This window comes from Pseudomonas germanica (genome assembly GCF_019614655.1).
GTDB lineage: Bacteria > Pseudomonadota > Gammaproteobacteria > Pseudomonadales > Pseudomonadaceae > Aquipseudomonas > Aquipseudomonas neuropathica.
In genome coordinates, this window is sequence record NZ_CP071586.1 from 97,637 (window position 1) to 110,197 (window position 12,561).

Here is a 12,561-nt window from a genome sequence, read left to right on the forward strand (position 1 = left end):
CATGCGAGAGGACGCGGAGCGTCCGGTTGAGGCATTCCCACGCAGAGCGTGGGAACGATCAGTGTAAAGCTGTGATCACGCGCCGGGAACGAAGTGCTTCTGCGCCGTGCCGCGGGCGATCAGGCGCGAGATGTAGTCGAGTTTCTGCGCGTCCTGATCGACGAAACGGAAGGTCAGTTGCAGCCAGTCGCTGTCCGGTTTCGGCTCAAAAGCGACAACCGCGTGCAAATAGCCATTGAGACGGGCGATTTCAGCGTTGTCACCCTGCTCCAGATCGAGCACGGCGCTGTCGAGGATCTGCGGCAGGGTGTCGGTGCGTTTCACCACCAACAACGCTTCCTTGATGCTCAGAGCCTTGATCACGCATTGCTGAGTACCGCTTGGCAGACGCAATTGGCCCTGACCGCGACCACTGGCCGGAGCGGATGCGGCGGCTGGAGCCTTGACCGGAGGGCTGTTGAGCAGGCCACGGGATGGCGCAGCAGCCGGCGCTGGTGCGGCAGCAGCCGGTTTGGCGAACGGGTTGACCGCCGCAGCTGCCGGGGCGCCGCCTACCACGGCAGGCTTGCCACCGGTCAAGGCGCTGAGGGAATCGTTGCCGAACGCCGAGTTCATTTTGGTTGGCGCGCTGTTCATCAGGGTGTCGAGCTTGCCGACCTTGTTCAGCGCCTGTTTGACCTTGGTCAGCAGTTGCTCGTTGGTGAACGGCTTGCTGACGTAGCCGGAAACGCCGGCCTGAATCGCCTGCACGACGTTTTCCTTGTCGCCACGGCTGGTGACCATGACGAATGGCATGGTCTTGAGGTTGTCTTGCTCGCGGCACCAGGTCAGCAGTTCGAGCCCGGACATTTCCGGCATTTCCCAGTCGCACAGGACTAGGTCGAATGCTTCCCTGGCCAGCATAGCCTGAGCCTTTTTACCGTTGACGGCGTCCTCGGTGCGGATCCCCGGGAAGTAATTACGCAGGCACTTTTTCACCAGGTCACGAATGAACGAAGCATCGTCCACGACCAACACACTGATCTTGCTCATCCAACACCCCTATTAAAATCCCGGCAAGCATAACGCTGGCTGATGGCACATTGCCAAAACTCTTCAGTCACGCCGGGACTTTTCGTTCGCGGGTGCTGCTTTTTAATCGAATCTGCCCATGAAAAGCACAAACAAAAACGCCCGGCCAAAGGGCCGGGCGCTTTTCTCAGGCAATCTTACTTATCGTCAGCATTGCCCGGAACATTAGCGGTTTCGCCGCTTGTGCCTTCAACTTCTTCTTTCATGCGCTTGAGGCCCATGTGGCGCACGTCGGTGCCGCGCACCAGGTAGATGACCAGTTCGGAGATGTTGCGCGCGTGATCGCCGATGCGTTCCAGCGAACGCAGCACCCAGATAATGCTCAAGACCCGCGAGATAGAGCGCGGGTCTTCCATCATGTAGGTCGCCAGCTCACGCAGGGCGGTCTTGTATTCGCGGTCGATGATCTTGTCGTACTGCGCCACCGACAACGCCAGATCAGCGTCGAAACGGGCAAACGCGTCCAGCGCATCGCGGACCATGTTGCGCACCTGGTCGCCGATGTGGCGAACCTCGACGTAACCACGCGGCGCTTCACCTTCTTCGCACAGCTGAATGGCGCGGCGAGCGATCTTGGTCGCTTCATCACCGATGCGCTCCAGGTCGATCACCGACTTGGAAATGCTGATGATCAAACGCAAGTCGGACGCCGCCGGCTGACGACGGGCGAGAATGCGCAGGCATTCTTCGTCGATGTTGCGCTCCATCTGGTTGATCTGGTCATCGATCTCGCGCACTTGCTGAGCCAGACCGGAGTCGGCTTCGATCAGTGCGGTGACCGCGTCGTTGACCTGCTTCTCGACCAGCCCGCCCATGGCCAGGAGGTGGCTGCGCACTTCCTCAAGCTCAGCGTTGAACTGCGCGGAGATGTGGTGGGTAAGGCCTTCTTTACTAATCATGTTGGCGTCCTTGGAGCGTCCGGTAAGGTGCGGTGGGCCGCAGCGTCAATTCTGTGAATAACCCGCAACTGTCAGCCATAACGACCGGTGATGTAGTCTTCGGTCTGCTTCTTCGCCGGATTGGTGAACAGGGTATCGGTGTCGCCAAATTCCACCAGTTTGCCCATGTACATGAACGCCGTGTAGTCGGACACCCGCGCGGCCTGTTGCATGTTGTGCGTAACGATAACGATGGTGAACTTGGACTTCAGCTCGTAGATCAGCTCTTCGACTTTCAGCGTCGAGATCGGGTCGAGGGCCGAGCACGGTTCGTCGAGCAGCAGCACTTCCGGCTCAACCGCGATGGTGCGGGCGATGACCAGACGCTGCTGCTGACCACCGGACAGGCCGAGTGCCGATTCATGCAGGCGGTCTTTGACTTCGTCCCACAACGCCGCGCCCTTCAACGCCCACTCGACCGCTTCGTCGAGGACGCGCTTCTTGTTGATGCCCTGGATGCGCAGACCGTAAACGACGTTTTCGTAGATGGTCTTCGGGAACGGGTTGGGCTTCTGGAACACCATGCCGACGCGACGACGCAGCTCGGCAACGTCTTCGCCCTTGCGATAGATGTTGTTGCCATACAGGTTGATCGCGCCTTCTACGCGGCAGCCGTCAACCAGGTCGTTCATGCGGTTGAAAGTGCGCAGCAAGGTCGACTTACCGCAGCCGGACGGGCCGATGAACGCGGTCACGCGCTGCTTCGGGATGTTCATGCTGACGTCGAACAGCGCTTGTTTCTCGCCGTAGTACAGGCTCAGGCCGGGTACTTCGATGGCCACGGTTTCCTGCGCCAGATTGAGGCTCTGCTTGTCGCGGCCCAGGGCGGACATGTTGATGCCGTGGGTATGTGTTTCGTGCTGCATGGGAGGCTCCCTGTGCTAACAAATTCGGTTTGTTGAACCGCTGGCCAAACCAGCGGGTAACGCAAATTCAGTTTTTGTCGCGGTCCCTGTGGGAGCTGGCTTGCCAGCGATGGCATCACTGCGGTGTAACTGAAACACCGCGTCGCCTGCATCGCTGGCAAGCCAGCTCCCACAGGGTTTGTGTTAACTGTCCAAAGCTTTGTATTTTTCGCGCAGGTGGTTACGGATATACACCGCCGACAGGTTCAACGTCGCGATCACCAGCACCAGCAACAGCGCCGTGGCGTACACCAGCGGACGCGCCGCTTCGACGTTCGGGCTCTGGAAGCCGACGTCATAGATGTGGAAGCCCAAGTGCATGATCTTCTGATCCAGGTGCAGGTACGGGTAGTTGCCGTCCACCGGCAGCGACGGCGCCAGTTTCACCACACCCACCAGCATCAGCGGCGCCACTTCACCGGCGGCGCGGGCCACGGCGAGGATCATGCCAGTCATCATTGCCGGGCTGGCCATCGGGATGACGATCTTCCACAAGGTTTCAGCCTTGGTCGCGCCCAGTGCCAGCGAACCTTCACGCACGGTGCGCGGAATACGTGCCAGACCTTCTTCAGTCGCGACGATCACTACCGGCACCGCCAGCAGCGCCAGCGTCAGCGAGGCCCAGAGCAGACCCGGTGTACCGAAGGTCGGTGCCGGCAGTGCTTCGGGGAAGAACAAGCGGTCGACCGAACCACCGAGTACGTAAACGAAGAAGCCCAGACCGAACACGCCGTAAACGATCGCCGGAACGCCAGCGAGGTTGTTCACCGCGATACGGATGATCCGCGTCAGGGTGTTCTGTTTGGCGTATTCACGCAGGTACACCGCCGCCAGCACACCGAACGGGGTGACGATCATCGCCATGATCAGCGTCATCATCACGGTGCCAAAGATCGCCGGGAAAATCCCGCCTTCGGTGTTGGCTTCACGCGGGTCGTCCGAAAGGAATTCCCAGATCTTGCTGAAGTAGAAACCGACCTTGGTGAAGGTGCTCATCGCGTTTGGCTGGTAGGCGTGAACCACTTTGCCCAGACCGATTTCAATCTCTTTGCCGTTGGCATCGCGAGCGGTCAAGGCATCGCGATTGAACTGTGCATGCAGATCGGCAAGACGCGCTTCGATGTCCTGATAACGCGCATTCAGCTCGGCACGCTCAGATTCCATGTCCGCTTGCGCGGTGGCGTCGAGCTTGCCTTCCAGTTCCAGTTTGCGACCGTGCAGACGGATGCGCTCCAGCCCTGCGTTGATTGCACCGATGTCGGTCTTTTCCAGCGACTTCAGTTGCGCCGCCAGACCGTTCACACGGTTGATCCGCGCTTGCAGCTCTGGCCACGCAGCCTCGCCTTCGGCGATGACCTTGCCGTCCTGTTTGACGTTGACCAGATAGCCGTAGAAGTTGCCCCACTCGCGACGTTCGATCGCCATCAACTCGGGCGGCGTAGTCTGGTTGGTCAGCCACTCACCGACGACCCAGGTGAAGTCGTTGCCATTCAGATCCCGGTTGCCGACCTTGATCAGCTCGCGGGTCATGAATTCCGGGCCGACGTCAGGCACCGGCAATCCGGCGCTCTTCAGGCGAGCACGCGGCACTTCTTCTTTCTGTACCACTTCGCCGACCACAAGATGCTGGGCCTGGCCCGGCACGTCGTAGCTGGCATGCACCAGATCCGCCGGCCAGAAGTGACCCAGACCGCGCACGGCAATCACCGCCAGCAGGCCAATGGTCATGATGACCGCGATGGACACCGCGCCACCGCTGATCCAGACGCCCGGGGCGCCGCTCTTGAACCATCCTTTCAGGGAGTTCTGTTTCACAGACTTCTACCTTTGCTTAAAGCGACGAGTATTTCTTGCGCAGACGCTGACGAATCAGCTCTGCCAGGGTGTTCATGACGAAGGTGAACAACAGCAACACCAGCGCCGAGAGGAACAGCACGCGGTAGTGGCTGCCGCCGACTTCCGACTCGGGCATTTCCACCGCGACGTTGGCTGCCAGGGTGCGCAGGCCTTCGAACAGGTTCATTTCCATGACCGGGGTGTTACCGGTGGCCATCAGCACGATCATGGTTTCGCCGACCGCACGGCCCATGCCGATCATCAGCGCCGAGAAGATCCCCGGGCTGGCGGTCAGGATCACCACGCGGGTCATGGTCTGCCACGGCGTGGCACCCAGCGCCAGCGAGCCGAGGGTCAGGCCACGCGGCACACTGAACACGGCGTCTTCAGCGATCGAGTAGATGTTCGGGATCACCGCGAAACCCATGGCCAGACCGACCACCAGAGCGTTGCGCTGGTCGTAGGTAATGCCCAGGTCGTGAGAGATCCACATGCGCATGTCACCGCCGAAGAACCAGTTCTCCATGAACGGGCTCATGTACAGCGACAACCAGCCCACAAACAGGATCACCGGAATCAGCAGCGCACTTTCCCAGCCATCCGGGACTTTCAGACGGATCGATTCAGGCAGGCGGCTGAAGGTGAAGCCGGCGACCAGGATGCCGATCGGCAGTAACATCAGCAGGCTGAAGATGCCCGGCAGATGCCCTTCTACATAAGGCGCGAGGAACAGACCGGCGAAGAAACCGAGGATCACCGTCGGCATCGCTTCCATCAGCTCGATCACCGGCTTGACCTTGCGGCGCATGCCCGGGGCCATGAAGTACGCGGTGTAGATCGCAGCGGCAACGGCCAGTGGAGCAGCGAGCAGCATGGCGTAGAACGCAGCTTTCAGAGTGCCGAAGGTCAGTGGCGACAGGCTCAGTTTCGGTTCGAAATCGGTGTTGGCGGCGGTCGATTGCCAGACGTATTTTGGCTCGTCGTAGTTCTCGTACCAGACCTTGCTCCACAGCGCGCTCCAGGAAACTTCCGGGTGCGGGTTGTCGAGCAGAAGCGGTTGCAGCTTGCCGTCGGCTTCGACGATGACACGGTTGGCACGTGGCGAAAGACCGAACACGCCCTGGCCTTCTACCACTTGATCGACCAGCAAGGTGCGATGCGCGGTGCTGTGGAACACGCCAAGCTTGCCGCTAGCATCCAGAGCAAGGAAGCCCTTGCGACGCTCTTCGGCGGTGATTTCAACGATCGGCGTGGTGCCCATCTGGAAAGTGCGGATCTGCTTCAGGCGCAGCTCACCATCGGTGTCACGGGCCATGAACCACTGGGCCAGACCACCCTTGGAGTCACCGACGATCAGCGAGATACCACCGACCAGTTGCGTGGTCGCGGTGACTTCGGCGTCAGCGTTTTCCAGCAGTTTGTAGCGACCGTTGAGGCTCTTGTCGCGCAGGCTGAACACATCGGCCTGAGCGCGACCGTTGACCACGTACAGCCACTGCTGGCGCGGGTCGACGAAGATGTTTTTCACCGGCTCAGTCATTTGCGGCAGATCGATACGCTTCTGCTCGTTGGTGACTTCGCCAGTCATCATGTTTTCTTCGCTGGTCAGCGACAGCACATTGAGTTGCGAACCGGTCGAACCGACCAGCATCAACGTCGTGTCGGTGGCGTTCAGGCTGACATGCTCCAGCGCGCCGCCGGCTTCGTTCAGCGCGATCGGCGTCTCGCCATACGGATACTCGATGGCCGGGCTGATGGTTTTCTTGCCATCGGGGTAGCTGACTTTATAGGTGTGACGGAACACCAGCGCCTGACCGTTGGACAGACCCACGGCCACCAGTGGATGGCCCGGCTGGTCTTCACCAATCGAGGTCACGGTTGCGCCGGCAGGCACTGGCAGATCGACGCGCTTCAGTTCAGCGCCACTGTCGATATCAAAGAACAATGCCTGGCCTTTGTCGGAAACGCGCATGGCCACCTGATTCTGCTCTTCGAGCGAAATCATCAGTGGCTTGCCGGCGTCCTGCATCCAGGCCGGGGTGATCGAGTCTTTCGCGGTGAGGTCGGCACCCTGAAACAGCGGCGCGACCACGTAGGCGAGGAAGAAAAAGATCAGGGTAATGGCTGCCAGCACCGCGAGACCGCCAACGAGGACGTACCAGCGGGTGAAGCGATCCTTGAGCGCACGAATGCGGCGCTTGCGTTGCAGCTCAGGCGTATTGAAGTCAATGCGCTTGGGAGGATTAGTAGTCATTTGGGAATTGGCCAGATCATTCATGCGCTCACCCTAGCGATCCTGTATGACAGAAAGATGACAATGCAGTGACGCAGCAAATCCACCGCCAGCGGGACTGGCAGAGGATCAAAAATTTGAGGTGTGGAAAAGGCCGGCCTGCGCGCAGGTCCGGCCTTTTACCTGAGTCCGGTGGGGTTCACCCTGGACTCAATTTGTTACTTCTTTGCGACAGCGCCGCCTTCCTGCAGACCCAGGTCAGCCAGTGCTTTTGCAGCAACCTTGGCTGGCAACGGGATGTAACCGTCTTTCACCACAACTTCCTGGCCCTGTTTCGACAGCACCAGCTTCACGAACTCAGCTTCCAGCGGAGCCAGAGGCTTGTTCGGGGCTTTGTTGACGTAAACGTAGAGGAAACGCGACAGCGGGTACTTGCCGTTCAGGGCGTTTTCTTCGGTGTCTTCGATGAAGTCAGTGCTGCCTTTCTTGGCCAATGGCACGGTTTTCACGCTGGCGGTCTTGTAACCGATACCCGAGTAACCGATGCCGTTCAGCGAGGAGCTGATCGACTGCACCACCGACGCCGAACCTGGTTGTTCGTTGACGTTTGGTTTGTAGTCGCCTTTGCACAGGGCTTCTTCTTTGAAGTAGCCATAGGTGCCGGATACCGAGTTACGACCGAACAGTTGTACTGGCTTGTTGGCCAGGTCGCCGGTCACGCCCAGGTCACCCCAGGTTTTCACGTCGGCTTTGGCGCCGCACAGACGGGTGGACGAGAAGATCGCATCAACCTGTTCCATGGTCAGGTGCTGGATCGGGTTGTCCTTGTGCACGAACACAGCCAGGGCGTCCACGGCAACCGGGATAGCGGTTGGCTTGTAGCCGTACTTCTGCTCGAAGGCCGCCAGTTCGGTGTCCTTCATCTTGCGGCTCATCGGGCCCAGGTTGGAGGTGCCTTCAGTCAGCGCAGGTGGCGCAGTGGCGGAGCCAGCGGCCTGAATCTGGATGTTTACGTTCGGGTATTCTTTTTTGTAGTTCTCAGCCCACAGGGTCATGAGGTTGGCCAGGGTATCGGAGCCGACGCTGGACAGGTTGCCCGACACACCAGTGGTCTTGGTGTAGCTCGGGATAGCAGGGTCAACAGCGGCGAACGCGTTGGCAGTCGCAACGCCAGCAGCGACAAAAGTCATTGCCGCCATCAAACGCTTCAGTTTCATGCCTTACTCCTAGCAGATAGGGTGTGTTAAGTCGGGGCCAAGTATCAGCAGGCCGTGTGAACACTCTATGGCTGAAATATGACAATTGGATGAAAGGCCAGCATGTCGCGACAGATCGTTCCCACGCTCTGCGTGGGAACGCCGCCATGGACGCTCTGCGTCCGCATTTGAGAGGTGACGCGGAGCGTCACAGGATGCATTCCCACGCGGAGCGTGGGAACGATCAGGCGGGAGAGAAAATCAGCGCCCCTTCTTCCAGAGCCACGCCCCGACCAGAATCCCCATCGCACACAGCACTGCCACGTAGTAGGCCGGGCCCATCGCGCTTTCTTTCAGCAGCAGACTCACCACCATCGGCGTCAACCCACCGAAAATCGCATAAGCCACGTTGTACGAGAACGACAATCCGCTGAAACGCACCACCGGTGGAAACGCTTTAACCATCACATATGGCACCGCACCGATGGTGCCGACCAGAAAACCGGTCAACGCGTACAGCGGGAACAACCAGTTCGGGTGATCGGCAAGGCTGTGATAGAAGGTCCACGAGCTGATCAGCAAGCCCAGGCAGCCAAACACAAACACGCGACCGGCACCAAAGCGATCCGCCAGTGCACCGGAAATGATGCAGCCGATGCTCAGGAACACAATCGCCAGACTGTTCGATTGCAACGACTCGGTCGGCGTGAAGTGATAGACCGTTTGCAGCACGGTCGGGGTCATCAGGATCACCACAACGATGCCGGCCGACAGCAACCAGGTCAGCAGCATTGAAATCGCAATCGCGCCGCGATGATCACGCAGCACCGCGCGCAGCGGTACTTCTTCGGCCAGCGCCTTGCGCAATTGCAGTTCGGCGAACACCGGGGTTTCGTGCAGCCAGCGACGCAGGTAGACCGAGAACAGGCCGAACACGCCACCGAGCAGGAACGGGATCCGCCACGCGTAATCGGCAACCTCGACAGGCGTATAAATGCTGTTGATCGCGGTGGCGACCAGCGAGCCGAGCAAAATGCCGGCGGTCAGGCCGCTGGTGAGGGTGCCACAGGCGTAACCCATGTGCTTTTGCGGTACGTGTTCGGAAACGAAGACCCACGCGCCCGGCACTTCACCGCCAATTGCCGCGCCTTGAATCACCCGCATCAATAGAAGAAGGATTGGCGCCCACAGGCCGATCTGCGCGTAGGTTGGCAGCAGACCCATGATCAGGGTCGGCACGGCCATCATGAAAATGCTCAGGGTGAACATCTTCTTGCGCCCCAGCAGGTCGCCGAAGTGCGCCATGACGATGCCGCCCAGCGGTCGCGCCAGATAGCCGGCGGCGAAAATGCCGAAGGTCTGCATCAGGCGCAGCCACTCGGGCATGTCGGCGGGGAAGAACAGCTTGCCGACCACAGTGGCGAAGAAGACGAAGATGATGAAATCGTAGAATTCCAGCGCGCCGCCAAGGGCGGACAGCGATAGAGTCTTGTAGTCATTGCGGGTCAACGGTCGTGCGGGTTGCTCGGGCTGCGCGAGGCTCGAAGGCGCTGTGGTCATGGCAAGGGCTTCTCTTATAGTCGGATCTGCCGCCACAACAACGCTGGCGGTGGCTTGGGCAGGTTCGGCACCATAGCAAATTGTTCGAAAAAGCACATAGAGGTGCGTATTTGACGGTCAAAATCAGAACCGGATGGTCGTCGTGGAGTCTACCGACCGATATACTCGCAACCTGCTCCGGTTTGTAGGGGGTTGCTGTGCGAAAACGTCGTTGGCCCGGCCTTTGCTCGGGATTAGCCGGTTTCGCAGAGTTTCTCCTTAGGCGCCTGATGGAAAACGTGACGAACGTAGTATGTTCGGTGCTGAATCGTTTTTCCCGAAGACGGCTACCACCAGCAATACCAACGAAGAGTCACGGGTCAGAGGCACCCCCGGCATGATAGAGCTCGAACAAGAAGATCCAATCCCGCAAGGCGACCTGGCCCTGCAAATCACCGCACTCCCTCGCGAAACCAACGGCTTTGGCGATATTTTCGGCGGTTGGCTGGTAGCACAGATGGATTTGGCCGGCACCGCAATGGCCAGCCGTGTCGCTGGCGGACGCGTCGCCACCGTCGCCATCGACCGCATGGCGTTCCTTGTGCCTGTGGCTGTCGGCGCGCAATTGTCCTTTTATACCCAGACCCTGGAAATCGGCCGCAGCTCGATCCAGATGATGGTCGAAGTGTGGAGCGACGACCCGTTGTCCAGCGAGTGGCGTAAAGTCACCGAAGCGGTCTTCGTCTTCGTCGCCATCGACGGCAGCGGCCGCACTCGCTCGGTTCCACCACGCGCGCGTTAAACATCGTCGCCGTTTTACGGTCGATAGTTGTCCTTGTTACTGATCGAGAGCTGTCCCATGAACACGCCCAACGTTGAAGCCGTGAAACTGGATGAACTGAACTGCTGGCGCATCCGCCACGGTCAGGCCGAAGTGCTGGTGGCCCAGCAAGGCGCGCACATCCTCAGTTATCAGATCGATGGCCAGCCGCCGATCATCTGGCTCAACGACAAGGCCGAGTTCAAGACCGGCAAAAGCATCCGCGCCGGTGTACCGGTGTGCTGGCCGTGGTTCGGCAAGTTCGAGCGCAACCCGCAGAGCGTGCAGGCCATGTATACCGGTGAGCAACCGGCACCCGCGCACGGTCTGGTGCGGGCGATGGATTGGGAGCTGGGCGGCATCGAATCAGAGGCTGACGGCGTCAAGGTCGAATTCAAGCTGCCTTACCCCGAAGGTGGCCTGCCGGGCTGGCCGCATCAGGTCGATCTGACCCTGACCCTGCATTTGTCCGAGCAACTGAGTTTCAGCCTGACCAGCCATAACCGTGGCAGTGACAGTGTCAGCCTGAGCCAGGCGCTGCACACTTACTTCGCGGTCAGTGACGTGCGCAATGTGCATGTCGATGGCGTGGATGGTTTGAATTACATCGAGACGCTGGACGACTGGAAAACCCACAGTCAGCAAGGCGACCTGCATTTTGCCGGTGAAACCGACCGCATCTATCTCGATGCTCCACCACAACTGAGCATCATCGACCCGGCCTGGGAACGACGCATTGTGCTGACGGCTACCGGCTCACGCACGGCGGTGATCTGGAACCCGTGGATCGACCGCGCCGCCGCGCTGGCCGACATGGATAACGATGGCTGGCAGCGCATGCTGTGCATTGAGACGGCGAATGTGATGGATGACATCGTCACGCTGGCGCCGGGGGCGAGCCATACCATGGGCGTCAGCGTCGCCAGCAAACCGCTCTAACCAGCACCGCAATACAAAATGTGGGAGCGAGCCTGCTCGCGAAGGCGTTGTATCAGTCAACATTCAAATGTCTGATACACCGCTTTCGCGAGCAGGCTCGCTCCCACAGTTGCTTCGTGGTGATTGTTAGAGATCGGACTCCTGCACCACCCGCACCTTGTCGGCTTCCAGCGCATACGCCGCATCGGCCAGATCATTGCTGACCTTCTCGACCTTCAGCGTGCCGGTCACCCACAGCGGTGTGTAGATATCATCCAGCTTCAAGCCTTTCGGATAACGCACCAGCACCAGTTGATTCGGCGGCGGTGGCGGCACGTGGATACATGCGCCCGGATACGGCACGAGGAAGAACAGCGTGCTGCGACCCTTGGCGTCGGATTCCAGCGGCACCGGGTAACCACCGATGCGGATGTGCTTGTCGTTCATCGACGCCACGGTTTTGGTCGAATACATCACCGCCGGCAGACCTTTGGCCTGCTTCATCCCGCCCTTCTCAGTGAAGGTACCGGTGGCTTCCGGGGAGTTGTGGTCGATTTCAGGCATGGCCTCGAGGGCCTTTTGGTCCGACTTGGGCATCAATTCGAGCCAGTCGGTTTCCGGCAGTTCGCCGGCGTGGGCCAAACCGCTGCCCAGGAAAAGGAGAGTCAACAGAAGACGGCGCATGAAGGTGCTCGGTATAGAAAGGAAAGAACAGTAAATCGCCGAGCATTCTAGCCCTCCCGGCCACTTTGGCAGAGAGGGCTTTGTCGCTTTGGATCAGTTCTTTTTGATCAGGCCGTAGATCACCAGCAACACGATAGCGCCGACCAGTGCGCCGATGAAACCTGCGCCCTCGCCTGCGTGATAGATGCCCAGAGCCTGGCCGCCGTAGGTGGCTGCCAGCGAACCGCCGATACCGAGCAGGATGGTCATGATCCAGCCCATGCTGTCATCGCCCGGTTTCAGGAACCGCGCCAGCAGGCCGACGATCAAGCCGATAAAGATGGTTCCGATAATTCCCATGGCATTTCCCTCTGAATAGTAGATATGCGAAGCCTAGTCAGACTTTGGCATCCTGCAATCAGAGAACGGCGGCCCCTGAATG

General features: G+C 59.6%; 11 protein-coding genes. 2 read left to right on the forward strand and 9 right to left on the reverse strand.

Annotation, left to right across the window (positions count from 1 at the left end):
- Nucleotides 1-75 precede the first annotated feature (75 nt).
- The 7 genes from J0G10_RS00465 to J0G10_RS00495 form a co-directional block, all read right to left on the reverse strand.
- Complete coding sequence (locus tag J0G10_RS00465) at nt 76-1,032, reverse strand: response regulator (RefSeq protein ID WP_095049645.1); 957 nt, start codon at nt 1,030-1,032, stop codon at nt 76-78.
- Nucleotides 1,033-1,208: 176 nt separating this feature from the next.
- The gene (gene phoU / locus J0G10_RS00470; protein WP_016985766.1) at nt 1,209-1,970 is read right to left on the reverse strand and encodes a phosphate signaling complex protein PhoU; all 762 of its coding nucleotides are present in this window, start codon (nt 1,968-1,970) and stop codon (nt 1,209-1,211) included.
- Nucleotides 1,971-2,041: 71 nt separating this feature from the next.
- Nucleotides 2,042-2,875 carry a phosphate ABC transporter ATP-binding protein PstB gene (gene pstB, locus J0G10_RS00475; protein ID WP_095049644.1) on the reverse strand — a complete coding sequence of 278 codons (834 nt, stop codon included), beginning with the start codon at nt 2,873-2,875 and terminating at the stop codon, nt 2,042-2,044.
- 183 nt (nt 2,876-3,058) lie between these two features.
- Nucleotides 3,059-4,729, reverse strand: a complete 1,671-nt coding sequence (pstA, locus tag J0G10_RS00480) for a phosphate ABC transporter permease PstA (protein ID WP_095049643.1) — start codon at nt 4,727-4,729, stop codon at nt 3,059-3,061.
- Between the two features lie 16 nt (nt 4,730-4,745).
- A complete protein-coding gene (locus tag J0G10_RS00485) occupies nt 4,746-6,779 on the reverse strand; it encodes an ABC transporter permease subunit (RefSeq protein ID WP_176471262.1) in 2,034 nt (677 codons plus the stop codon).
- Between the two features lie 422 nt (nt 6,780-7,201).
- Nucleotides 7,202-8,200, reverse strand: coding sequence for a phosphate ABC transporter substrate-binding protein PstS (locus tag J0G10_RS00490; protein ID WP_038359380.1), 999 nt, complete (start codon nt 8,198-8,200; stop codon nt 7,202-7,204).
- A gap of 240 nt (nt 8,201-8,440) precedes the next feature.
- A complete protein-coding gene (locus J0G10_RS00495; RefSeq protein ID WP_095049641.1) occupies nt 8,441-9,739 on the reverse strand; it encodes an MFS transporter in 1,299 nt (432 codons plus the stop codon).
- Between the two features lie 376 nt (nt 9,740-10,115).
- On the opposite strand from J0G10_RS00495, the gene J0G10_RS00500 reads away from it, so the two are divergent.
- Both J0G10_RS00500 and J0G10_RS00505 read left to right on the forward strand, forming a co-directional pair.
- Nucleotides 10,116-10,520, forward strand: a complete 405-nt coding sequence (locus tag J0G10_RS00500; RefSeq protein WP_003229628.1) for an acyl-CoA thioesterase — start codon at nt 10,116-10,118, stop codon at nt 10,518-10,520.
- A gap of 57 nt (nt 10,521-10,577) precedes the next feature.
- Nucleotides 10,578-11,477 (forward strand): D-hexose-6-phosphate mutarotase, encoded by a 900-nt coding sequence (locus J0G10_RS00505; RefSeq protein WP_095125046.1) that lies wholly within the window; start codon nt 10,578-10,580, stop codon nt 11,475-11,477.
- A gap of 126 nt (nt 11,478-11,603) precedes the next feature.
- Here J0G10_RS00505 and J0G10_RS00510 read toward each other — a convergent pair whose 3' ends face one another.
- Complete coding sequence (locus J0G10_RS00510; RefSeq protein WP_007920225.1) at nt 11,604-12,140, reverse strand: DUF3299 domain-containing protein; 537 nt, start codon at nt 12,138-12,140, stop codon at nt 11,604-11,606.
- Between the two features lie 93 nt (nt 12,141-12,233).
- Entirely contained in the window at nt 12,234-12,479 is a 246-nt protein-coding gene (locus tag J0G10_RS00515; protein ID WP_007920223.1) for a GlsB/YeaQ/YmgE family stress response membrane protein, read from the reverse strand.
- Between the last annotated feature and the right edge of the window lie 82 nt (nt 12,480-12,561).

Coding starts and splice junctions, on each gene's coding strand:
- J0G10_RS00465 (WP_095049645.1), bottom strand. CDS start 1,032: ATGAGCAAGATCAGTGTGTTGGTCGTGGACGATGCTTCGTTCATTCGT.
- phoU (WP_016985766.1), bottom strand. CDS start 1,970: ATGATTAGTAAAGAAGGCCTTACCCACCACATCTCCGCGCAGTTCAAC.
- pstB (WP_095049644.1), bottom strand. CDS start 2,875: ATGCAGCACGAAACACATACCCACGGCATCAACATGTCCGCCCTGGGC.
- J0G10_RS00485 (WP_176471262.1), bottom strand. CDS start 6,779: ATGCAGGACGCCGGCAAGCCACTGATGATTTCGCTCGAAGAGCAGAAT.
- J0G10_RS00490 (WP_038359380.1), bottom strand. CDS start 8,200: ATGAAACTGAAGCGTTTGATGGCGGCAATGACTTTTGTCGCTGCTGGC.
- J0G10_RS00495 (WP_095049641.1), bottom strand. CDS start 9,739: ATGACCACAGCGCCTTCGAGCCTCGCGCAGCCCGAGCAACCCGCACGA.
- J0G10_RS00500 (WP_003229628.1), top strand. CDS start 10,116: ATGATAGAGCTCGAACAAGAAGATCCAATCCCGCAAGGCGACCTGGCC.
- J0G10_RS00505 (WP_095125046.1), top strand. CDS start 10,578: ATGAACACGCCCAACGTTGAAGCCGTGAAACTGGATGAACTGAACTGC.
- J0G10_RS00510 (WP_007920225.1), bottom strand. CDS start 12,140: ATGCGCCGTCTTCTGTTGACTCTCCTTTTCCTGGGCAGCGGTTTGGCC.
- J0G10_RS00515 (WP_007920223.1), bottom strand. CDS start 12,479: ATGGGAATTATCGGAACCATCTTTATCGGCTTGATCGTCGGCCTGCTG.